This is a genomic window from Pantoea jilinensis, from assembly GCF_019104105.1.
Taxonomy (GTDB): Bacteria; Pseudomonadota; Gammaproteobacteria; order Enterobacterales; family Enterobacteriaceae; genus Pantoea; species Pantoea eucalypti.
In genome coordinates this window covers 2,211,880-2,231,978 of the sequence record NZ_CP077746.1, presented here as the reverse complement: position 1 = coordinate 2,231,978, position 20,099 = coordinate 2,211,880, and the positions used below count along the sequence as shown (strand labels likewise).

22 protein-coding genes and 1 pseudogene are annotated in these 20,099 nt (G+C 52.4%); 12 read left to right on the top strand and 11 right to left on the bottom strand.

The window, feature by feature from the left end; translation table 11 throughout:
* Nucleotides 1-194: 194 nt before the first annotated feature.
* Nucleotides 195-488 carry a hypothetical protein gene (locus tag KTJ90_RS10520; protein ID WP_003850246.1) on the top strand — a complete coding sequence of 98 codons (294 nt, stop codon included), beginning with the start codon at nucleotides 195-197 and terminating at the stop codon, nucleotides 486-488.
* A gap of 55 nt (nucleotides 489-543) precedes the next feature.
* Here the strand turns inward: KTJ90_RS10520 and KTJ90_RS10515 are convergent, their stop codons facing one another.
* The gene (locus KTJ90_RS10515) at nucleotides 544-1,800 is read right to left on the bottom strand and encodes a mechanosensitive ion channel family protein (RefSeq protein ID WP_003850244.1); all 1,257 of its coding nucleotides are present in this window, start codon (nucleotides 1,798-1,800) and stop codon (nucleotides 544-546) included.
* Nucleotides 1,801-2,022: 222 nt separating this feature from the next.
* Between KTJ90_RS10515 and KTJ90_RS10510 the strand changes: the two genes are divergently transcribed.
* The gene (locus KTJ90_RS10510; protein WP_499024492.1) at nucleotides 2,023-3,681 is read left to right on the top strand and encodes a methyl-accepting chemotaxis protein; all 1,659 of its coding nucleotides are present in this window, start codon (nucleotides 2,023-2,025) and stop codon (nucleotides 3,679-3,681) included.
* A gap of 97 nt (nucleotides 3,682-3,778) precedes the next feature.
* Here KTJ90_RS10510 and katE read toward each other — a convergent pair whose 3' ends face one another.
* Nucleotides 3,779-6,043 (bottom strand): catalase HPII, encoded by a 2,265-nt coding sequence (gene katE, locus KTJ90_RS10505; protein ID WP_003848945.1) that lies wholly within the window; start codon nucleotides 6,041-6,043, stop codon nucleotides 3,779-3,781.
* A 387-nt stretch (nucleotides 6,044-6,430) separates the two neighbouring features.
* On the opposite strand from katE, the gene zinT reads away from it, so the two are divergent.
* On the top strand, nucleotides 6,431-7,081 hold the full coding sequence (gene zinT / locus KTJ90_RS10500; protein WP_499024489.1) for a metal-binding protein ZinT: 651 nt from the start codon (nucleotides 6,431-6,433) through the stop codon (nucleotides 7,079-7,081).
* Nucleotides 7,082-7,147: 66 nt separating this feature from the next.
* On the opposite strand, the gene KTJ90_RS10495 is transcribed toward zinT, so the two are convergent.
* Nucleotides 7,148-7,513 (bottom strand): MmcQ/YjbR family DNA-binding protein, encoded by a 366-nt coding sequence (locus KTJ90_RS10495; RefSeq protein ID WP_499024487.1) that lies wholly within the window; start codon nucleotides 7,511-7,513, stop codon nucleotides 7,148-7,150.
* Between the two features lie 102 nt (nucleotides 7,514-7,615).
* On the opposite strand from KTJ90_RS10495, the gene KTJ90_RS10490 reads away from it, so the two are divergent.
* Nucleotides 7,616-8,626 carry a UV damage endonuclease UvsE gene (locus KTJ90_RS10490; protein ID WP_039660325.1) on the top strand — a complete coding sequence of 337 codons (1,011 nt, stop codon included), beginning with the start codon at nucleotides 7,616-7,618 and terminating at the stop codon, nucleotides 8,624-8,626.
* On the opposite strand, the gene KTJ90_RS10485 is transcribed toward KTJ90_RS10490, so the two are convergent.
* From KTJ90_RS10485 to KTJ90_RS10475, 3 genes are all read right to left on the bottom strand, one after another.
* On the bottom strand, nucleotides 8,619-9,482 hold the full coding sequence (locus KTJ90_RS10485) for a glucose 1-dehydrogenase (protein ID WP_003848953.1): 864 nt from the start codon (nucleotides 9,480-9,482) through the stop codon (nucleotides 8,619-8,621). The two genes, KTJ90_RS10490 and KTJ90_RS10485, sit on opposite strands and share 8 nt — an antisense overlap.
* A 62-nt stretch (nucleotides 9,483-9,544) precedes the next feature.
* The gene (locus tag KTJ90_RS10480) at nucleotides 9,545-10,393 is read right to left on the bottom strand and encodes a manganese catalase family protein (RefSeq protein WP_003848955.1); all 849 of its coding nucleotides are present in this window, start codon (nucleotides 10,391-10,393) and stop codon (nucleotides 9,545-9,547) included.
* A 279-nt stretch (nucleotides 10,394-10,672) separates the two neighbouring features.
* On the bottom strand, nucleotides 10,673-10,867 hold the full coding sequence (locus KTJ90_RS10475) for a biofilm development regulator YmgB/AriR family protein (protein ID WP_223296455.1): 195 nt from the start codon (nucleotides 10,865-10,867) through the stop codon (nucleotides 10,673-10,675).
* A 607-nt stretch (nucleotides 10,868-11,474) separates the two neighbouring features.
* On the opposite strand from KTJ90_RS10475, the gene KTJ90_RS10470 reads away from it, so the two are divergent.
* Nucleotides 11,475-11,699: a hypothetical protein gene (locus tag KTJ90_RS10470; RefSeq protein ID WP_003848959.1), complete on the top strand. Its 225-nt coding sequence runs from the start codon at nucleotides 11,475-11,477 to the stop codon at nucleotides 11,697-11,699.
* A gap of 107 nt (nucleotides 11,700-11,806) precedes the next feature.
* Here the strand turns inward: KTJ90_RS10470 and KTJ90_RS10465 are convergent, their stop codons facing one another.
* Nucleotides 11,807-12,058 (bottom strand): hypothetical protein, encoded by a 252-nt coding sequence (locus KTJ90_RS10465; RefSeq protein WP_140033482.1) that lies wholly within the window; start codon nucleotides 12,056-12,058, stop codon nucleotides 11,807-11,809.
* Between the two features lie 337 nt (nucleotides 12,059-12,395).
* On the opposite strand from KTJ90_RS10465, the gene umuD reads away from it, so the two are divergent.
* Nucleotides 12,396-12,815: a translesion error-prone DNA polymerase V autoproteolytic subunit gene (gene umuD, locus KTJ90_RS10460; protein ID WP_003848963.1), complete on the top strand. Its 420-nt coding sequence runs from the start codon at nucleotides 12,396-12,398 to the stop codon at nucleotides 12,813-12,815.
* Between the two features lie 2 nt (nucleotides 12,816-12,817).
* Nucleotides 12,818-14,086: a DNA polymerase Y subunit UmuC family protein gene (gene umuC, locus KTJ90_RS10455; protein ID WP_499026498.1), complete on the top strand. Its 1,269-nt coding sequence runs from the start codon at nucleotides 12,818-12,820 to the stop codon at nucleotides 14,084-14,086.
* Nucleotides 14,087-14,126: 40 nt separating this feature from the next.
* Here the strand turns inward: umuC and KTJ90_RS10450 are convergent, their stop codons facing one another.
* Nucleotides 14,127-15,011: a LysR family transcriptional regulator gene (locus KTJ90_RS10450; protein WP_008926215.1), complete on the bottom strand. Its 885-nt coding sequence runs from the start codon at nucleotides 15,009-15,011 to the stop codon at nucleotides 14,127-14,129.
* A 281-nt stretch (nucleotides 15,012-15,292) separates the two neighbouring features.
* Between KTJ90_RS10450 and KTJ90_RS10445 the strand changes: the two genes are divergently transcribed.
* The 5 genes and pseudogenes from KTJ90_RS10445 to KTJ90_RS10425 all read left to right on the top strand — a co-directional run bounded on the left by KTJ90_RS10445 (nucleotide 15,293) and on the right by KTJ90_RS10425 (nucleotide 18,628).
* Nucleotides 15,293-15,433 (top strand): hypothetical protein, encoded by a 141-nt coding sequence (locus KTJ90_RS10445; RefSeq protein ID WP_499024477.1) that lies wholly within the window; start codon nucleotides 15,293-15,295, stop codon nucleotides 15,431-15,433.
* Between the two features lie 329 nt (nucleotides 15,434-15,762).
* Nucleotides 15,763-17,013 carry an MFS transporter gene (locus KTJ90_RS10440; protein ID WP_499026494.1) on the top strand — a complete coding sequence of 417 codons (1,251 nt, stop codon included), beginning with the start codon at nucleotides 15,763-15,765 and terminating at the stop codon, nucleotides 17,011-17,013.
* 147 nt (nucleotides 17,014-17,160) lie between these two features.
* A pseudogene (locus tag KTJ90_RS10435) lies at nucleotides 17,161-17,316 on the top strand (DUF4113 domain-containing protein); the annotation flags it as partial.
* Nucleotides 17,317-17,718: 402 nt separating this feature from the next.
* Nucleotides 17,719-18,333 (top strand): TetR/AcrR family transcriptional regulator, encoded by a 615-nt coding sequence (locus KTJ90_RS10430; protein WP_008926218.1) that lies wholly within the window; start codon nucleotides 17,719-17,721, stop codon nucleotides 18,331-18,333.
* A gap of 154 nt (nucleotides 18,334-18,487) precedes the next feature.
* Nucleotides 18,488-18,628: a hypothetical protein gene (locus tag KTJ90_RS10425; protein ID WP_223296456.1), complete on the top strand. Its 141-nt coding sequence runs from the start codon at nucleotides 18,488-18,490 to the stop codon at nucleotides 18,626-18,628.
* A 22-nt stretch (nucleotides 18,629-18,650) separates the two neighbouring features.
* Here the strand turns inward: KTJ90_RS10425 and ycgZ are convergent, their stop codons facing one another.
* The 3 genes from ycgZ to KTJ90_RS10410 all read right to left on the bottom strand — a co-directional run bounded on the left by ycgZ (nucleotide 18,651) and on the right by KTJ90_RS10410 (nucleotide 20,088).
* Nucleotides 18,651-18,890 (bottom strand): regulatory protein YcgZ, encoded by a 240-nt coding sequence (gene ycgZ, locus KTJ90_RS10420; RefSeq protein WP_003848978.1) that lies wholly within the window; start codon nucleotides 18,888-18,890, stop codon nucleotides 18,651-18,653.
* Between the two features lie 229 nt (nucleotides 18,891-19,119).
* Nucleotides 19,120-19,392, bottom strand: coding sequence for a hypothetical protein (locus tag KTJ90_RS10415; protein WP_008926219.1), 273 nt, complete (start codon nucleotides 19,390-19,392; stop codon nucleotides 19,120-19,122).
* Between the two features lie 465 nt (nucleotides 19,393-19,857).
* Complete coding sequence (locus tag KTJ90_RS10410; protein WP_003848985.1) at nucleotides 19,858-20,088, bottom strand: YgdI/YgdR family lipoprotein; 231 nt, start codon at nucleotides 20,086-20,088, stop codon at nucleotides 19,858-19,860.
* Nucleotides 20,089-20,099 lie beyond the last annotated feature (11 nt).

Here is a 20,099-nt window from a genome sequence, read left to right as displayed (position 1 = left end):
CAATCGCAGGGCGGCGAGGTGTCTGGTGGCATTAATTTGCGTTAATTACCCTGAATCGGCCTCTGCCTGGGGAAAGGAGACGGTGCAGGCGCAGAAAACCCTGCCGGATAGCGAGGATTCGCTATAAGCTTAAGCGCGATCGCGCAGGTCGTACTGGATGACCTGCGGCGCTGAACACTTCAAAAGGATGTTACGTGAGGAAACGCGTTCTGTTAGCCACGCTTTTACTGCTCGCCGCCTGTTCTAATCGGGTCGGACATCGGCTGGACAACAGTAATCTGCAGCAGATTCATGCCGGTCAGACCACCAAAGCTCAGTTGATTGCGCTGTTTGGTCAGCCTGACAGTGAAACGCCTTACCCGGACGGACAGCGGCTGCTGAAATGGACCTACAGCGAGGCGCGCACCCTGAACACCACCGAGGGGCAGACGCTGACCGTGCAGATGAAAAATGACAAAGTGCTGAACTATGCGCTCAGCAAGAGCTAAGGCTTAGCTAAGTTTACTACGGCGGTGGCAGGAGATTGCCACCGCGCATCATCGGTTACTGTATGCCGCTCTGCTGCGCATCCCGGCTCTCGGGCCGTGGCTGAGCCAGTCGGGCGAAATCGGAACCTGCCGGATGCTGGTAGATTTGCAGTTCAAACACGCGGGCTATTGCATAGATATACTCAAAAATCGCCGCCTGGGTATTTTCATAATCCGCCCAGAAAATCGATGAGGTGAAGCAGTAGATCTCCACCGGCAGCCCATCCGGCGACGGCTTCAGCGGCCGTACCACGATATACATCTCTTTCATAATGTCATCGCGTTGGGCCAGCCAGGCAGACAGGTATTTGCGGAACACCATCAGATTGGTGATGCCGTTCTCCATAAACCAGCGTTCGCCGACGGCATTGATATCGCGTCCATCCAGCAGTTCAGTGATCGTTTCGCCTGCAAGGCGGATCTGGCTCATCGATTGCAGCATCTCCTGATTCACAAAGGTGATCGACTTCTGATCCAGATGAAAGCTGCGCATGATGCGGCGCGCACCCGACGAGAACATCGCCTGCCAGTTGGTGTAGGTTTCGGTCAGGAAGTTCTTGGTCGGAATACGTGAAATAGTGTTATCCCAGTTGCGGATGGTGATGGTATGCAGCGCAATGTCGATCACCTCACCGCTGATGTTTCTGTCCGGCATCTCAATCCAGTCGCCCAGTTGCAGGACATCGTTGGAGGAGAGCTGAATGTTCGCCACCAGCGACAGCAGCGTATGCTGGAAGATCAGCATCAGCACCGCGGCAACCGCACCCAGCGAGGAGATAATAATGGCAGGTGACTTATTGGACATAATCGCCAGAATCATGATTGCGGCGATGATATGCACCAGGATTTTGCCAATCTGGATATAGCCCTTGATCGAGTGATTCTTGCGCTTGGATTTGCGCGTATAGGAGTTGTTAACAATCTCCAGCACTTCGTTGAAGAAGATCGACAGATAGACAAAAAACAGGATGCCGCAGATGGTCTGAATCGCCACTTTCAGGTTTTCAGGCAGGCCTGGCATAAATTGCAGAAAGTTGTAGACCACAATTACCGGCACAAAATTTGACAGCTTCTGAGAGAGGCGAATGTCCTTATCCAGTGGCACACCCTTTTTATGGCTGCTGAAAAAGACCTTCCTGATCACTTTGACGATGAAGAATTTGCAGATCAGGTGAGTGACCAGCCCGGCCACGATCAGCAGCAACAGGCTAAAGCTGATCGACAGCACTCTGTTTCCCTCTATAAAACTCATCAGACTCTGAATGTAATGCATGTTAACCACGTGCGAAAAAGTAAGGGGCGAATTCAACCACAGCACAGGGTCGGTTGTTAAGCGTCAAATGCGTTCAGGCAGAGCCGCAACTTTATTCTGTCCTGAGCGGCGCGCTGGCTGCGCCCGGCAGGTGGCGTCTTGTTAACTTCTTTGTTCGCAGACTCAGATAAATCTCAAGCCAGCCGATAACCACTCTAACTTCTCTGATATGAGCCTGCAGACATGCTTAAAAATCTTAAAATAACCCACGGTATTCTGGCGGTGCTTGCCGTCTTTATTACGTTACTGACCCTGACCGGATTTCTGTTTTACAACGGCGTCTCAAACGCCGACAAAAACTTCGTGGCAGCAGAACAGCTGACCCTGCAGCAGCAGCACCTGAGCGATGCGGTGAAAACCCTGATTAAAACCCGCGTTACCATCAACCGCGTCGCTATCCGTTTCCTGAAAAACCAGCAGGATCCTAAATCACTGGCCGCCATCGCCACGCTGCTGGAGCAGGCGGGCCAGTCTGCGGACAGAGCCGATGCCGACTTTAAAGCCTGGCAGGCGATGCCACGCAAAGAGGGGCAGAGCGAAGCGCAGTCGGCGCAGGTTCAGACCGCCTATCAGCAGATGCATGAGACCATGCTGGCCTCAATTACCTTTTTAAAGCAGGGTAATTACGCGGCCTATGGCAACCTCGAAGCACAGGCGGCGCAGGACCAGCTCGACAGTGCCTATGAGGCCTGGCGTGCGGTGAACATCCAGCTGATGAAAGATACTTCAGAACATAACCAGCGTAGTCTGACAGATGCGCTCTGGGCGCTGCTGACGATTAGCCTGATCACTGGCGTGATTGGCGTGGCGGTCTGGTTGGGACTGCAAAAATTGCTGATTAGTCCGCTGGCCAGGCTGACAGGGCATATGCGCACCATTTCGGCAGGTGATTTAACCTCTGATATTCAGCACGAAGGCCGCAATGAGATGGGCCTGCTGATTGAGGAGCTGCAACAGATGCGCGATGCGCTGGTGGTGACCATTACCTCGGTCGATGACGCGACCCGCTCTATTTTTACCGGTGCAGCGGAAATTTCCGCTGGCAGCACCGATCTCTCTTCCCGTACTGAACAGCAGGCTGCCGCACTGGAACAGACCGCCGCCAGCATGGAGCAGCTCACCTCAACGGTGAAGCTCAACGCAGACAATGCGCAGCAGGCGACAACGGTGTCGAAAGAGGCGTCAGCCACCGCCCTGCAGGGCGGCGAAACCGTTGCCCGCGTTATCGCCAACATGGATCAGATCAGCGAAAGCTCGAATCAGATCGCCGGTATTATCGCCATTATCGACAGCATCGCCTTCCAGACCAATATTCTGGCGCTGAACGCTGCGGTTGAAGCCGCGCGTGCCGGTGAGCAGGGGCGTGGATTCGCCGTTGTCGCAGGTGAAGTACGCTCGCTGGCCGGACGCAGCGCCAGTGCCGCGCAGGAGATTCGTGGATTGATTGACCGCTCAGCCGAGCGCATTAAAACCGGTGCCGGTCACGCTTCCCAGGCGGGCATCGCCATGGAGAGCATCGTGAAGTCGGTGAGCCGGGTGACGCAGCTGATCGAAGAGATCGCTGCCTCCTCCACTGAACAGACCCGCGGCATTGAGCAGGTCTGCATTGCGGTTTCTGAGATGGATGGTGTAACGCAGCAGAACGCCGCGCTGGTGGAGGAGTCTGCGACTGCTGCTGCCTCACTGGAAGAGCAGGCGAGCTACCTGCGTAAAACGGTATCGGTCTTTAAAACCGGCAGCATGCACGCCGCGTTCTCCGCCGCACCGGTTGCGAAGGCGATTGCCGTGCCCAAACGTCAGCCTGTCGCCGTGACAGACAATGAGAACTGGCAGACTTTCTGATAACGGAATATCTGACGGATCACTGCGCACGCGGCCGTGCTACAGTTTCAGCATAAAAAAACCGCCCCCAGGGGCGGTTTTTTATTCACTTAACGCATCAGGCAGGAACGGACTGTGCCTTCTGGCTGCGTGACCAGACGCGGTGCGCTTTCATCGCCTGCGTAAAATCAGACATCAGTGCGTCCTCCGCCGCGTCGCCCTGCACAATGCCTTCTTCCTGATCGGCATCTTCCAGACCGAACTGCGCTTTAAAGCGACGCGCGTCGCCCACCAGACCAATCACCTTGAGGTGTTTGTAGGCTTCCAGCAGGAAGTAGCGGGCATCGCCGCTTAACAGCAGGGCATCAATATTACCATTCGGCACCATCACCGCATCAAAAGTCAGAGACGGCAGGCCGGCGAAGGTGGCATCGATCGGCAGCACAGAACCGTCATCCGCGCGCACCTGGCCCATATGCGGCGCCAGCAGTTTTGTGTGCACACCTTCCGCTTTCAGCGCCTGCAGAATCGCCAGCACATCCGCCGCCTTCACACCATCGCTCAGCAGCAGCGCCACCTGACGGCCTTTAATCTCACCATCCGGGATAGCGTAGAGGCTCAGGCTGTCATCTTTCGTCAGGCCATTCACCGCCGCAGGAGGCTGGATATTGCGCTGCTCATCGGTCAGGGCGAGTCCCAGATTATCCGCTACGCCCTGTGCCAGTTTAGTATCGATACGCGCCAGAAGATCCACCACGCGCTCACGGATGTAGGCACGGCCCACTTTACTCAGTTCAAATGAGTAGGCACCAATGATGTGCTGCTGTTCGACTTCTGTCTGGCTGTTCCAGAACAGGCGCGGCTGGGAATAATATTCACCAAATGAAGGGCTGCGCTCGCGCACTTTGTGGCCCTCAACCCGCTCCTGATAGCTTTCGAAACCGCCGCCTTTCGCAGCCGGTGGCGTTTCGCGCGGCCAGTTGTCGTTGATCGAGTTCGGCTCGTAGTTCGCCGGGTTGGTGTCGATGTCCTGGCGATGCATGCCCTGACGCTGGAAGTTATGGTACGGGCAGGTCGGACGGTTAATCGGGATCTCATGGAAGTTCGGTCCGCCCAGACGACTGATCTGCGTGTCGGTATAGGAGAACAGACGGCCCTGCAGCAGTGGATCGTTGGAGAAATCCAGGCCCGGCACGATATGGCCCGGGTGGAACGCCACCTGCTCGGTTTCCGCAAAGAAGTTATCCGGGTTACGGTTCAGCACCATCTTGCCGACAATTTCCACCGGCACCAGCGCTTCCGGGATCAGCTTGGTGGCATCCAGAATATCGAAGTCGAATTTGAATTCATCCTCTTCCGGGATTAGCTGCAGACCCAGTTCATATTCCGGGAAATCACCGGCTTCAATCGCTTCCCACAGATCGCGGCGATGGAAGTCGGGATCGCGACCGGTCAGTTTCTGCGACTCATCCCACAGCAGCGAAGCTTTACCGGCCACCGGCTTCCAGTGGAAGCGGACAAAGGTCGCTTTGCCTTCGGCGTTGATCAGGCGGAAGGTGTGAATGCCAAAACCTTCCATGGTGCGATAGCTGCGCGGAATACCCCGGTCAGACATCGCCCAGATGACGTTGTGCATGGTTTCCGGCTGAAGAGAGACGTAATCCCAGAAGGTGTCATGGGCACTCTGACCCTGCGGGATTTCATTATGCGGCTCCGGCTTAACGGCGTGCACAAAGTCAGGGAATTTATGGGCATCCTGAATAAAGAACACCGGCGTGTTGTTACCGACCAGGTCAAAGACACCTTCTTCGGTGTAGAACTTGGCGGCGAAACCGCGGATATCACGTACGGTATCCGCAGAGCCAGCGCCACCCTGAACCGTGGAGAAACGCACGAACACCGGCGTGGTCTGCTCGGGGTCGCTCAGGAACTGCGCTTTGGTCAGATCTTTCAGTGAGCGGTAAGGCTGAAAATAGCCGTGTGCGGCAGAACCACGGGCGTGAACGATACGCTCCGGGATACGTTCATGGTCAAAATGCGTGATTTTCTCACGCAGTATAAAGTCTTCCAGCAGCGTCGGACCTCGCGAACCCGCGAGCAGTGAGCTTTGGTCATTGGCGATGCGCGTGCCCTGATTCGTGGTGAGAGCCTGATGGGTGCCGTTTTTACGGCTGGCTTCAAGCTGGTCAAGTTTGGCGCTGTGTGTCTGCGGCGCTTTCAGACTGCCCGGGGCGGTGGGCTGTTTGCCTGGCGGGGTCGGTTCGGCTGGGGGCTGATGCGAACCATCTTTCGGTGCCAGCGATCCCAGACCCGGTTCTGATGATTCCGGACCGGTGGTGGGGGCGTGTTCGCTCAGGGGTTTCTTCTCTGTTTCTTTCGACATGAATCTATGCTCCAGCTGTTATTTTACTTTCGACGACACTAAATATAGAACAACCTGAACAATACTGAGGGTAAACCGGCCATTTAACCGCTGTCACTGTCCCTTTTTTGTCCGGCAGAAAAACCACGCTTACGTCTGAATGTCTGTTATCGCTTCGCTTATCCACGCCTTGTGCCGTCTGGCTTAGCGGCGTGTCAGCCCGCACCCGCTATGCTGGCTACCTGCTTTGTAACCCTGTCAGATTCGCCTCTCGCTGGACTGCGTGATATTCCGCGAGAGGGTGAAAATCTATAAATAAAATTAATAGGGAGAGGTGTCATTCCTGATTGAGTTTAGAAATGTTATATCATAACATTTCATTTTGTAATGTTGACTGAGGATCAGGCTTTGACGAATCATGCAGGTAAATGGATGGGAATCATGAGCGCGCTGCTCATCAGCCAGCAGGCGCTGGCACATAGCACGCATACACATGGCAAACCGCTATCAGTAATGGAGCAGAAAGCAGCCGAAGGGGTTTTTGCTGACAGCGACGTGAAAGATCGCCCACTCTCTGACTGGGACGGGCTGTGGCAGTCAGTTTATCCGCTGCTGCAAAGCGGCGAGCTGGATCCGGTCTGGCAGAAGAAAGCGCAGCAGGACAAGAGCAAAACGGCAGAGGAGATTAAAGCTTATTATCGCAAAGGCTACGCCACCGACGTCGATAATATCGGTATTGAAAACGGGGTAATGGAGTTCCATGTCGGTGATCGGGTCAGCGCCTGCCACTATCGCTATGCAGGCCACAAAATCCTGACCTATACCTCGGGTAAAAAAGGGGTGCGTTACCTGTTTGAGTGTCAGGACGCCAGCAGCAACGCCCCGAAATATGTGCAGTTCAGCGATCATACCATCGGCCCACGCAAGTCTGCTCACTTCCACATCTTTATGGGTAATCAGTCTCAGCAGACGTTGCTGGCTGAAATGGACAACTGGCCAACTTATTACCCTTACCAGATGACAAATCCACAGGTCGTGGAAGAGATGCTGCACCATTAAGTGAAGGGCCGGGATCGGATGGCCCGCTGATGACAGCGGGGTTTCTGTGACGCGCTGCCACCGCCGTCATCCCACCCAGGCCGGACGGCGTGAGGCGGGGATGCCGCGCACCACTCGCTGATACGACTCTTCAACCAGTTGCTGAATCAGGCCGGGTGAGAGGCCGTCACCCGGATACACCGTGATCCAGTGACGTTTATTCATATGATAACCGGCGGTGATCGAGGGATAGATCACCCGGTGCAGCTCTGCCTGCTGCGGTTCACACTTCAGGGTGATAATCGGCACGCCCCGCAGTTCCGTCAGCAGTAAAAACACTTTTTCACACACTTTATAAACCTGATGTTCCGGCCCGAAGGGATAGCCTGATTCGGCGGCGGGCAGCCGTTCAGCCGCGTCGATAGCGGTGCGCTGGATCTGGTGACCCTGCATAGTGATTCTCCCTGTCATGGTTAACCCCGATCTCTGTGGCCCGCGACTGGCTGGTCGCCAGAGGCCTGTTACACTTCTGATAAGCATAAATCAGGAGCAGACATGAAATTAGGTTTTGCATGTAAGTATCTCAATAGCGACGGTAAACAGTTTTTCCCGTTTCGCGCCACCACCCGTAAACGATTTCTGAGTTTACCTCAGGCTGAACGTCATCAGCTGATTCATGAGATTACCGTTACTAACCTTAATAATCTCTACCTGACACTGGAGCATCTGGCTACGTTACCGGCGCCACTCAGAATGATGCGTATCGGCAGCGACCTGCTGCCACTCTATACGGTACCCGAAGCCACGCCGCTCTTTGCGGAGTTTCTGCCTGAGCTTTATCCACTCTTTGCCCGCTGTGGCGAGCTGGCGCGGACGCATCAAATCCGGCTCTCATTCCATCCGGGACAATATACGGTGCTGGCTTCCGATAATCCGGATGTGGTGACGCGCGCACTGGAAGATGTGGAGTATCACGCGCTTTGCGCCTGTCTCATGGGCTACGGTAAGACCTTCCAGGATTTTAAAATCAACATTCATATGAATGGCAGGGCGGGATTCGACGGTTTTAAACGCGCGTTTACTCAGCTCAGCCCGGAAGCGCGGCGGATGCTGACGGTTGAAAATGATGAGATTTCCTGCTCGCTGGATGATGTGCTGCAGGCGGCACCCCTCTGTCCGGTGGTGCTGGATATTCACCATCACTGGGTAAAAGAGAGTGAGTTTATTCAGCCGGATGACGCGCGTGTTGCCAGCGTCATTGACTCATGGCGGGGTGTGCGGCCGGTGCTGCACTATTCGATTTCTCAGGAGGGAATTATTCCGGAGGAGGGCTGGCCCGATCAGCAGCAGCTGGGTGTGAGCAAAAGCAAACTGCGGGCGCACTCCGACTACTTCTTTAATCCGACGCTGAATGCGTGGGCACTGTCGTTCCAGGATTTCGATATCATGTGCGAAGTGAAAATGAAGAATCTGGCGCGGGAACCGCTTTATCAGTGGGGGATCGCGCAGAAACTGATAGGAAATTCCCTGGCCGAAGAGACCAGGGAAGCGGCGAACGTTAAATAATAGCCACGCCGCCCGTAACGGCGATAGTCGCGCCGGAAATGTAGCTGGCTTCGTCACTGGCCAGCATCACGTAGGTGGGTGCCAGCTCAGCAGGTTGACCGGCACGCTGCAGCGGCACTTCACTGCCAAAGTTTTTCACCTGTTCAACCGGCATGGTCGAGGGGATTAGCGGTGTCCAGATAGGACCGGGCGCGACCACATTAGCTCGGATACCTTTCTCTGCCAGCAGGGCAGCCAGGCCTCCGGAGAAGTTAATAATGGCGGCTTTAGTCGCGGAGTAGGCGAGCAGCTTCGGTTTCGGCTGGTCGGCATTGATCGAGGCGGTGTTGATGATCGATCCGCCCGCTGGCATGTGCTTTGTGGCCGCTTTAGTGATGTAGAACATCGCGTAAAGATTCGTTTTCATGGTGCGATCAAACTCGTCGTCGCTGATCTCCTCCAGCGACTCGCGTGTCATCTGATATGCCGCATTATTGACCACAATGTTAATCTCACCAAAGGCTTCAACGGCTTTATCAACCAGCGCATTACAGTGTGAGGCATCGGTGATGTCGCCTGGCACCAGCAGCGCTTTCTGACCGGCGGCCTCGACAAGCCGGGCGGTGTCCTGCGCATCCTCATGCTCATCAAGATAAGAGATCAGCACATCGGCACCTTCCCGGGCAAAGGCAATGGCCACGGCCCGGCCAATGCCAGAATCCCCGCCGGTAATAATCGCTTTTTTACCCGCCAGACGGCCGGAACCCTGATAGCTCTCTTCGCCGTGATCGGGCTGTGGCTGCATCGCGGCAGTACTGCCTGGCCACGTCTGCTGCTGCGCGGCAAAAGGGGGGAGTGGACGCTGAGTGGATGACATGACTTTTCCTCCGTAAAAAGGGATCAACCCTGTCAGGGCATTGGACCCTGACAGGCGAGGGATTAAGGTTTTGGTGGTGTGACGCCATCGATCTGTTCTGACTGTGCACCGGAACCGGGACGGGCATTGCCGAGTATCGGTTCATCACCCAGAATATCGGGCTGCTGTTTCGCGCTGAACTGGCCGTGACCATCGTAAGCTGGACCACTGCTCCAGCGACCTTCCGGCAGCGGTTTATCCAGCGAGGTATTCAGGCAGTAGTAAGCGTGCTCCTGCGCTTCATGTTCCTGCGGGAAGCTGTTGGGGATCGGCAGCGACGCGTTCAATCCGCCCATCTCTTCGATCACCGCCAGCCACTGCTGCTGGTGCATGGTGTCACGGGCAATCAGGAAGGAGAGGAAATCCTTCATGCCTTTGTCTTCGGTCATGTTGTAGAGGCGGGTCGCCAGAACACGACCGGTGGCTTCTGCGGTGACATTAGCCAGCATATCGGCGGCCACGTTGCCGGACGCGTAGATGTGGCTCATGTCGAACGGCATGCCGTTGGCGTTTACCGGCATCGCGGCCAGACCGGAAGAGAGAATATGGCGTGGGTTCATGCCGCCCAGAATGGCATTAACCACCGGGTCTTTGGCTGATGCTTCCTGGTAAGAGAGCGGTGCGCCTTCAAGGTTCAGCGCCACAGCGTAGCCCAGCATTTCGATATGACTCAGCTCTTCGGTGGCGGTGGAGATCAGCAGATCCCGAATCCGCGCATCACCTCGCGCGCCCATCGCCTGGAAAAAGTATTGCATCGCTACACGAATCTCACCTTCGACGCCGCCGATGGCTTGCTGTAACAGCATGGCAAACTCTGGGTCGGGCTTCTCTACACGAACCGGGAATTGAAGTTTTGATGAATGATGAAACATAGCTATTTTCCTCGCCTGTGTTTGCAGTAGATGCAGGAAAAGCCTGGACACAGATATCGGATAAATAAAGCGAAACGAGAGCAATTAATCGGAATTTACGGTAAAAAAAGCGGGGAAATAGGTCATTTTCGGAGCTATATCTGGTACGACAGGACAGGCAATATCAACGATGAGAAAGTGACATATGACTCAGTGCAGAAGAGATAAAAAAGCCCCCATTAAAAGGGGCTGATTCAGTACGGGAAAGCATCCTCACTTCCGCTATAGCTGTTTAACAATTCAGCTTTCACTGGTGGCCGTTGCACGTTGCAAAACGTGTTCCAGAGCCTGACGGTAAATATCCTGCTTAACTACGTCACGCTCGCTCTCCAGGCGATGAATCAGGCCCAGCACAATGTCTTTATCTGAGACATGGGCTTTTGAATGGGCGAGTTCAGCGTGAACCGCAGCGATAACCTGTTTTTCTGTCGTCATCGCGGCGCCAGAGTTCATAAAGTAATCAGAAATCTGAGACTCTGTATTCATTGTTGTTTGCATGTCAGGCCTCATAAAGAATTGGGGAGTGTGCGTCGGTTGATAGCCGGTTGCCGGCTGACGCAAAAAAATTGCATCTGAAGGTGGAAATCCACAACACCTTCAGATGCGGTGCAAAGCACCTCGTTACAAGTGATTTAACATCACGAGATAAAGTTATACAGCAATTTAAAAGTTGTACAAGAAAATTTGACAGAATATTTCATTTTTTTAGCCTGGTATAAGCCGTGGTAAAGTGCGCTGAATGCGATTTTTTTATTTAATTAAACTAATACAATAAGTTATGAGTTTTTTTGTCAGGCGGGTTTTTTTGAGGCGGCCGTTTCTGCGTTTTTTACCCGGATTGTCTGACGGGGTGAAAACGGTTTTTCAGGAGAATTTTAGCAAAAGCTGTACAGCTTTTTACACCACAAATGGAGAGCAGTGTCAGAGTGCGGTGGCAGGCTGCTGCAATCTTGTGCTTCTGACGGCACAGGCTGCATAATTCACTTCCCACGCCTGATGCAGAAAGCTAAGGTGGCCTCTTATTCATCACAAGGAAATGATCATGGTTCACGACTATTTCGCGATTCCGCCTGCGGGCGTGACTCAGGAACAACATAAACGTTCAGTTGCTGTGGCGGCCGCGCTGTCAGTGGCAAAGGAGTCCGTCAGCGCTTCTACGTCGGCAACCGGCTCAAAAACCTCCTGGGACCTGCAGGCTGTGGCGAATGAAATTGGTAATCTGGCCGATGCGATTCAGGATGCGCTGGAGAGTGACAGCCAGCCTTAATCTCTGACCGCTTCGCCTGAAACGGCTGCTGAAGCAGGCCGATCAGGGAAGGGCAGCGTTCAGGAGCCGATAACGTCGTCGGCAAGCGAACGTTGCCCAGCGTTTGCTTATTCCATTGCGGGCGGTTCATATTTAATATATTCACGCAGGGCATCATGGATGGCCTGATTATTACCTTCCTCCAGACCGCGTTCGGCATATTCTTTCGCCAGCGCCGCCAGTACATCGTCAAACTTCCCTTTGTAATTGAGATTATTCAGTGCAATTTGCTGACCGAGTATCGCTTTTAATACCGTCGTCTCAACGGTTAACTGTGCGACTACCTCTTCCAGATGTTTGATGCGATCGTCGTCTGCCATAACCCCTCCATGCTTTAAAAAGGCAGAATAACCAGCCCGCGCTAAATATTCAAACCTCACCCCATGCCAGAGAGTCGTTGTCGGATTTTCCTTAAGTCAAAATAATCGGCGGATTAATTTATAAGAGGCGTGACTGTAAGTAAAAAGCGAGACTATTACCGCAGTGCGGCGAAAGTAACCTGTTTCCGTTTATTCTCACACCAGTAAGAGAAAAACGGTTAAAAAAAAGTGCATTACCATCAATCTCTTCGCGTAAAAGGGGTCCACGTCACTTGATTAAAAGGGGGATTAGCTATTACTGTATTTATATACAGTAATCTGAAAAAGGAGTGTAATTGTGGAATTCATTAAACCTGCGGACGTCCGCGCCGTCATGTCTTTACCGCTTTATATCGAACGTGTGCCGTGTGGATTTCCCTCACCGGCGCAGGATTATGTCGAACAACGTATCGATCTCAATGCGCTCATGGTTCAGCATCCCAGCGCCACCTATTTTGTGCGGGTCAGCGGTGAATCAATGATTGAGGCGGGCATCAATGATGGTGACATGCTGGTCGTCGACAGCTCGCTCACCGCCTCACACGGCGATATCGTGGTCGCTGCCGTCGACGGTGAATTCACCGTTAAACGTCTTCAGCTTCATCCCTGCCTGCAACTGATGCCGATGAACACCAAATTTAAACCGATCGCTATCCAGACCGAAGATGCGCTGGAGGTGTTTGGCGTAGTGACGTTTGTGATTAAAGCGACACATTGAGCATGTTCGCGCTGGTGGATGTGAACTGCTTTTATGCGTCGTGCGAAACCGTTTTCCGGCCTGACCTTAAAGGCAAGCCCGTCGTCGTGCTATCGAACAACGACGGCTGTGTGATTGCGCGCAGCGCCGAGGCGAAGAAAGCCGGCATCAAAATGGGCGCGCCCTATTTCAAAATGCGCGAAGCGCTGACCCATCACAATGTACAGGTTTTCAGCTCAAATTACGCGCTTTACGCCGACATGAGCCTTCGGGTGATGACGATTCTGGAAGAGATGGCGCCGTCGGTGGAGATCTACTCGATCGATGAGGCCTTTATGGATCTCACCGGCGTGCAGAACTGTATGGCGCTGGAGAGCTTTGGTCACCAGGTCAGAGAGCGGATACGCAAAGAGACCCATCTGACGGTGGGCGTTGGCATTGCACAGACCAAAACGCTGGCCAAACTGGCGAATTTTGCGGCCAAAAAGTGGAGCAAAACCGGCGGCATTGTCGATCTGTCGGATCCCGAACGGCAGAAAAAGCTACTGGCACTCGTCGATGTGGCTGAGGTCTGGGGTGTCGGTCACCGTATCGGCAAGCGGCTCAACGCCATGGGCATTACGACGGCGAAAGATCTGGCCTGCCAAAGCACCGAGTCTATTCGCAAACAGTTCAGCGTAGTGCTGGAACGTACCGTCAGAGAGCTGCGTGGTGAATCCTGCCTGGAGCTGGAGTCGGTGATGCCGGATAAACAGCAGATCATGTGTTCGCGTTCGTTCGGCAGCCGTATTTCCAGCTACGACCAGATGCGCGAAGCCGTCTGCGCCTATGCTGAACGTGCGGCAGAGAAACTACGTCGTGACAATCAATATTGCCGTCAGGTAGGGGTCTTTGTGCGTACCAGCCCCCATGCTACGGATGAACCCTTTTATGGTAATCAGTCTACCGGTCAGTTGCTGATCCCGACGCAGGACACGCGCGACATTGTCGGCGTTGCAATGGCGTGTCTGGATAACATCTGGATTGAGGGGCATCGCTACATGAAAGCGGGCATCGTACTGGGAGATTTTTTCAGCCATGGCGTGGCCCAGCTTGATCTGTTTGACGAACATCAGCCACGCCGCAATAGCGAAGAGCTGATGACGCTGATCGATAAGATTAACAAAAGCGGCAGCGGCAAACTCTGGTTTGCCGGGCAGGGGATCAACAAGGCCTGGGCGATGAAGCGCGAGATGCTGTCACCTGCCTATACCACGCGGGTAACGGATTTGCCGGTGGCGGCGGTTAAGTAGGTTGGGTGGTTTTCCTCAGCTACTGAAACCGCAAGGTCTGCTAAATTTCTTTTAACCTGGTTTCTTCCGCAAAGCACTGCTCCAGCGCCGTAATCACTGCCCTGATACGTGCGACTTTTTGCAGATCCGGATGGAGCACCAGCCAGATATCAACCGGGTCGCGCTTTTCAGGAAATACCGGGATTAATTGCGGATCGCAGTTAGCTAAAAATGTCGAAAGCAGGCCGATGCCAATCCCGCGTTTAATAGCGGATTGCATCAGCAGTTGTGTATTACATTCCAGCACGACTTGCTGGCTGTTTACTGCAAAGCCACACAGGTTTTGTCGATGACGAGGCACCATGTCTGCCGGAAACATGACCAGTTGATGATCAGTCAATCCGCTTTCTTGCTGCGGTTCTCCGAGCCGATCAAAATAACGCTGGCTGGCGTAAAGCCCCATATCAATGGTCGCTAGTCGTTTAACTATTAACTCTTCAGAATCGGGTCGGGCACCACGAATGGCTATATCCACACTACGGTAAGAGATATCGGAGAAGCCTATTCCGGTCAATAAGGTTACGGTGATATCCGGGTATTGTTCGCGCAGGCGCTGAATGGCAGGTATGACAAACACAGTGGCGAGTGTGTCTGTGCTGGCGATGCGAACGTTACCTGCAGGGATGCTATCGCCGCAGGCGGCTTTACGACTCATCGCCTGCATAGCGCTTTCCATAGCACTGGCTTCTGCCATCACCTGTTCGCCAAACTCGCTCAGCATAAAAGCGCGGGGCGTACGTATAAATAACCGGGAACTGAGCGCGCTTTCGAACGCGGCGATACGGCGCCCGACTGTCGCCTGATCGACGTTCAACGATTTTGAGGCACCCCGCAACGTTTTTTGTCTCGCTAATGCGAGGAAAAAGCGAACATCATCCCAGTTCATCCACTGCTCCATGTTATTTTTAACTAAACGGATATCTTCAACGTGGCTAAAAAATTATCAAAACTCATAAGCCATATCATAAACAGCACCATAAAATTATAAGTATTTCTGCATTGTTGTGAAGCATTAATGCAACTTTAAAAATTTCGAATTGTGACTATGATGGGCCGTTTTTTGGATATAGGCGCGATGTGTTTTGTTATGTGAAGCCTTTCATATAACGCACATTTTTTCCTCATTACTTCTGATTATCTTTATTTTTATTCTAATGGATTTAGAAAATGAAATTTTTTGAAGATGATTTTTTTAACACTACCTGCCCGGCGTTTACCTCAGATAAAGTTGTTGGAAGAGAAACTATCAAAGCAGATGTTGCTTTGAATTATGCCGAGGCCCTTATTGCTCAATTACAGAATAAGTAAATCAGTCACATTTATACGAGTGGTTATCTATCCTTCCATATGTTTGAGCTTATGGGGATCGAAAAGCGGTAGTTATAAATGATTAATAGCAGCGCTAATTAATCATTTTTCATGGGCAGGCCTTATTAGCGATTTGCATTGCTATAACCCGTATCCAGCGTAACACGACACATTCAGTGCGGATTATCAAGCTGCATAAATGAATGCTTGTGATGCAATCTTGTCTCTACCATAGGGAATAAGCAGGTTTTATCATCACTTTGTTTGCTGCTCTGTGGTATTCGCATTCGCTGCACAGAGTTGATTTATCTACAGCTCAGGAAATAAAAATGTCAGAAGTGTTAACTATTGATAGTCGTCCGACAGACAAAAAGAATTCTGCTTCCAAAAAGAGCGTTTTATTCTTTCTTGCACTGGCGCTAGTCGCTGCCTTATTGAACAGCAGTGCACCAACGCCGCTTTATCCCCTCTATCAACAGCAGTTGGGCTTAACCGCCGTCAGCCTGACAATCATTTATGGCGCGTATGCGGCAGGTGTTTTGATTGCGTTGTTCAGTGTAGGAAATCTTGCAGGGAAAGTTGCTGACCTGCGCAGCCTGATGATGCCTGCACTACTGGCCGTCTTCGCAGGTGCATTGCTGTTTTCACTCGCCGATTCGTTTGCCTGTCTGTTTATGGCACGCCTGCTGGCGGGCGTAGGAACCGGGGCATTAACCGGCGCAGCTAATATTGCCCTTTTGCGTTTTGGCCCTAAAGATGGCGGTAAAGCTGCAGCTCTGCTCGCAACGCTTTCTTTCACCACCGGTCTGGCACTGGGGCCAGTTTTTAGCGGCGTGGCGATTCAGACAAATTTCCACAGCCAGACGTTGCCGTTTCTGCTGATTATGATCACGGCTGCGATTGCCCTGATCGGATTACGTTTTAGCTGGCCAGCGCGTCATCACGACCAACCCAAGGCTGCGCCATCCTCGTCTGCCATTTCAGCGGGTACGACACTTAAAGCCGGACTGAAAGCGACTGGCATACGTTTTTTCCTGTGCGCTGGCGCTCTGTTTATGAGCTGGGCGTTTGCCGCCAGTATTTTGTCGATTGGACCGGCAGTATCGGAGCATCTGCTCGGCATTCATAGTCAGGGCGTTTATGGCTATGTGATTGCGGTATACTTAATGGTGGCCGGTATCAGTCAGATTTGGAGCCGCCGGATTAGCGCTCGCACATCTCTTGCTGCCGGCTGTCTTACTCAGGCCATTTCGATTGTGTTTTTTACCTGGGCTATTAGCACCCACTCTTTAGTATGGGCATGCACAGGACTGCTTGTGGCTGGATATTCCTATGGCGCCATCTTTGTGGGAAGTGCGACCCTGCTAAATATGATCTCTCCTGCAGCCAGTCACGCAAAACTGATTTCATTGTTCTACGTCATTGCCTATATCGCTAACTGGGTGCCCGTGCTGTTAGGTGCGGTGGTGGATCATGCCAGCCTGAATCTGGCTGTTGATTTGCTGTTCAGCGTCGGTGCTGTTATCTGTCTACTGCTGAGCATCGCGGTATTTTGGATAAAGATGGAAAAACGCGACTAATTCAGAATCAGACCGTGCCTGATTCCTCCCAGGCCGGTCTGAGGACCAGCGAATGGACGCTTAAAATCACATCAACTGACTGACTGTCTCGGTCAGCAAAGCCGTGCTTCGCATCATTTTGCTATTGAGGAATACACCACTCGTCGTCTGATGCCGCTGATTAATAAAATTAACAAACCTGGCAGCAGAAAACTCTGGTTTGCCGGGCAGGGGATCAACAAGGCCTGGGCGATGAAGCGCGAGATGCTGTCACCTGCCTATACCACGCGGGTAACGGATTTGCCGGTGGTTGTGCTGAAGTAGATGCTGGTCCGCCATCATCATGAATATGAGCTTTACGCGGTCGACGATAACAGCGATATAAAAAACCGACTCTTTTTATATGTTGCTGACAATGAGAACCACGCCAGGCTGTTAATTAAGCCGCTCAGATTATGGCTGACCATAATAAACACACAGTAACGGGCTGATTGCCGCAAAAAAAACGCGTTACTACCTGAGTGAATCATGAGCGGTTTGTCCTGTAACCTGAGCCGGATTGCAGGTCACAACCGGTTAAACCCCCTCTGCCATTCAGCGACAGGAACAGAGATCTGTCCGAATGTATGCTGCGGGCTGATCGCCGCCAGCTATACTTGTTACCCGAGCCTGGGATAGAATCCCTGTTGATTCTGACAGGAACGCACTTCTTCAGGCCGGTAATTAATGAGCACGACAGCGACAGCGCATAAAAACAAAGAGCGGGGACGGCCCAGGGAGTTCGACATTGAACAGGCTCTGGATCGTGCCATGATCGTTTTCCGGCAAAAAGGCTATCACGCGGCATCAATAGGCGATCTGGGGGAGGCGATGAACCTCTCCGCAGGCAGCATCTATAAAGCGTTTAAAGACAAACGCTCCCTCTTTCTGCTGGTGTTCGAACGTTATCTGTTGCTGAGAAATACCGAACTGCGCCGCCGTCTGGCACCCTGTGTCAGCGGACGGGATAAAATCACGGAGTTGTTACAGTTCTACCTGGATTCGGCGCGTGCCATTGAGGGGCGATGCGGCTGTCTGGTGGTGTCCAGCGCCATTGCGCTGCAGACGATGGATGAAGATCTTGCGCAGCGCATTGATGATGTCATCAAGCGTAGTCAGCGCTTCCTGGTTTCATTGCTGGAGTTGGGACAACAGGATGGCTCTATCAATCGCACGCTGGACAGTGAAGCGGCAGCCGGTTTAATTCTCTGCATCGCATACGGTATGCGCGTGTCGGGCAAAGTCAGTGATGTGATCCATGAAGAGCAGACGCTGGCGCTGGCATTGAAAATACTGGGATAAGTGTTCTGAGTGGGGACAGCAGCATCCGTAAACAGGCGCTTCTCTGATATACGCTTTCCGGACAGAGAAATTCTTCCGCTTCCTTTCCCCGGGTCTGATTATGTGCCAGGCTTTTACGCTTTATTCTATTGCGTGGAAAATTAAGGCCCGTTTCGTGAAAACTTCAATCTTACTGACACTCGTGGCAGCCATTGGCTGTTCTGTTTTTGCCGCCCGTGGTGGGTTTGAAACCCAGACAGCGAAACATCCTCAGGCACAGCGGGTGACGGAGAGTGGGGAGCCACTGACGCGCTGACCGGGGCGAAGCGTGGCGATGATTAACGACCAAACAGCAGGCTGATGAGCGCGCGATAGTGGCGCTCTTCTTCCTCAGTGGACGCTGTTTCGAGGCGACGCAGGAGTTTGGTACAGATCGACTTACGGTTCACATTCCCGCCGGCATGCAAAATTTCCACGACTACCTGTCCCAGTGTCTCCTGCTGTGAGGGCAGGCTTGCCGCATTGAAATAACGGGCGATATCGTCTGCCGTCCGCGGCAGTCTCGGGTTCGGGTACATGGTGCGTTTCCTGGCTGTTGATGTAAAAACGATCGAATAGCCGCGAAGTTATACGCAAAAAGTGAATCTGTACAGTTATTTCAGCGTAATGATGAATGACGTTTTTTGGTCAGGATGCCGGGCAGCGAGAGAGCGGCCGTAAAGAGAAGCAAAGGGACAGCAGTATGAAGCGCATGAGAGCCAGAAGGGCGTCCGGCTCTCATGAGAAATGAACGTCGAAGCCTTATGACTACCGATAATCTTTCAGGGAAACCGGTGCCTGCCCGGTCTCGACCAGCCAGTTTAATTCGGCGCGGTCACGAGGCGAATCTTCAATGAAACCTTTGAGCCAGTGTCGTGCATCAGCAATCTGCTCTACACGTTCATCGCTGCACTCCTTTTCGGCCATTTCGCCCAACTGACGAATCAGCGATACCAGCGTAATATCCTGTTCTTCAAATGCCAGATTAATTGCTGCTTCACCAAGAATCATATGACCAGTCGTTGTATCGTGATAAATCATTTATAGCCTCCTGATTGATAGCGATATAAATAGTCTAGTTAAAGAGGCGCTGGACTAAAAGGTCATAAGTTACAGACGGCACCAGATAATTTTGTTAAAAATAAAGGGAACCTTTGTGTCATGATATAACTTCATGATAGTAAATAATAAAAAACAATAGATTATTTTTGAAGTGAACAGGTTGAACTATTGTTCTGGTTAAAGAAGCAGACGTTTGCCTGAAATTCAGATAAGTGATGTGGCCTGTGCGCAACAGCATTTTCCAGTCGGTTTTTTACGCCTGTATAAACGATAAATTGCACAGTTCCTTATAATGCTTTGCAATATTATTGCCATATCGCATCGGATATTTCTGCTTTAAAAAAGCCCGCTCTGAGAGTGGGGCTATATCAGGTAAAAGGCGAAAAAAAGGCAAAAATAAAGCCGCTCTTAAGCGACTTTATTAACGCGAGAACAGCATTGCGATTATTTGTGCGGAACTTCAGAGACGGCTTTAACGTCTGCTTTATTAATCTGCTGCTTCACACCATTGGCATCGGTATAGGCCAGCAGGCCAGCATCCGATTCAGAAGGCTTGCCATCACTAATAATGGTGCGTCCATCGTTAGTCTGAATCGCATAACTGGTACGGGTGCAGCCAGTTAATACGGTCATACCAATCAATGCGGCGAGAGGTAAAATCAGCGCTTTTTTCATCGTCTTCACCT

Bases quoted from the DNA above. Each gene is read 5' to 3' on its own strand.
- katE (WP_003848945.1), bottom strand. From the start codon at position 6,043: ATGTCGAAAGAAACAGAGAAGAAACCCCTGAGCGAACACGCCCCCACC.
- KTJ90_RS10440 (WP_499026494.1), top strand. From the start codon at position 15,763: ATGTCAGAAGTGTTAACTATTGATAGTCGTCCGACAGACAAAAAGAAT.
- KTJ90_RS10445 (WP_499024477.1), top strand. From the start codon at position 15,293: ATGAAATTTTTTGAAGATGATTTTTTTAACACTACCTGCCCGGCGTTT.
- KTJ90_RS10515 (WP_003850244.1), bottom strand. From the start codon at position 1,800: ATGCATTACATTCAGAGTCTGATGAGTTTTATAGAGGGAAACAGAGTG.
- KTJ90_RS10485 (WP_003848953.1), bottom strand. From the start codon at position 9,482: ATGTCATCCACTCAGCGTCCACTCCCCCCTTTTGCCGCGCAGCAGCAG.
- KTJ90_RS10510 (WP_499024492.1), top strand. From the start codon at position 2,023: ATGCTTAAAAATCTTAAAATAACCCACGGTATTCTGGCGGTGCTTGCC.
- KTJ90_RS10480 (WP_003848955.1), bottom strand. From the start codon at position 10,393: ATGTTTCATCATTCATCAAAACTTCAATTCCCGGTTCGTGTAGAGAAG.
- KTJ90_RS10450 (WP_008926215.1), bottom strand. From the start codon at position 15,011: ATGAACTGGGATGATGTTCGCTTTTTCCTCGCATTAGCGAGACAAAAA.
- KTJ90_RS10475 (WP_223296455.1), bottom strand. From the start codon at position 10,867: ATGACGACAGAAAAACAGGTTATCGCTGCGGTTCACGCTGAACTCGCC.
- umuC (WP_499026498.1), top strand. From the start codon at position 12,818: ATGTTCGCGCTGGTGGATGTGAACTGCTTTTATGCGTCGTGCGAAACC.
- KTJ90_RS10490 (WP_039660325.1), top strand. From the start codon at position 7,616: ATGAAATTAGGTTTTGCATGTAAGTATCTCAATAGCGACGGTAAACAG.
- KTJ90_RS10465 (WP_140033482.1), bottom strand. From the start codon at position 12,058: ATGGCAGACGACGATCGCATCAAACATCTGGAAGAGGTAGTCGCACAG.
- KTJ90_RS10430 (WP_008926218.1), top strand. From the start codon at position 17,719: ATGAGCACGACAGCGACAGCGCATAAAAACAAAGAGCGGGGACGGCCC.
- KTJ90_RS10415 (WP_008926219.1), bottom strand. From the start codon at position 19,392: ATGATTTATCACGATACAACGACTGGTCATATGATTCTTGGTGAAGCA.
- KTJ90_RS10410 (WP_003848985.1), bottom strand. From the start codon at position 20,088: ATGAAAAAAGCGCTGATTTTACCTCTCGCCGCATTGATTGGTATGACC.
- KTJ90_RS10470 (WP_003848959.1), top strand. From the start codon at position 11,475: ATGGTTCACGACTATTTCGCGATTCCGCCTGCGGGCGTGACTCAGGAA.
- ycgZ (WP_003848978.1), bottom strand. From the start codon at position 18,890: ATGTACCCGAACCCGAGACTGCCGCGGACGGCAGACGATATCGCCCGT.
- KTJ90_RS10495 (WP_499024487.1), bottom strand. From the start codon at position 7,513: ATGCAGGGTCACCAGATCCAGCGCACCGCTATCGACGCGGCTGAACGG.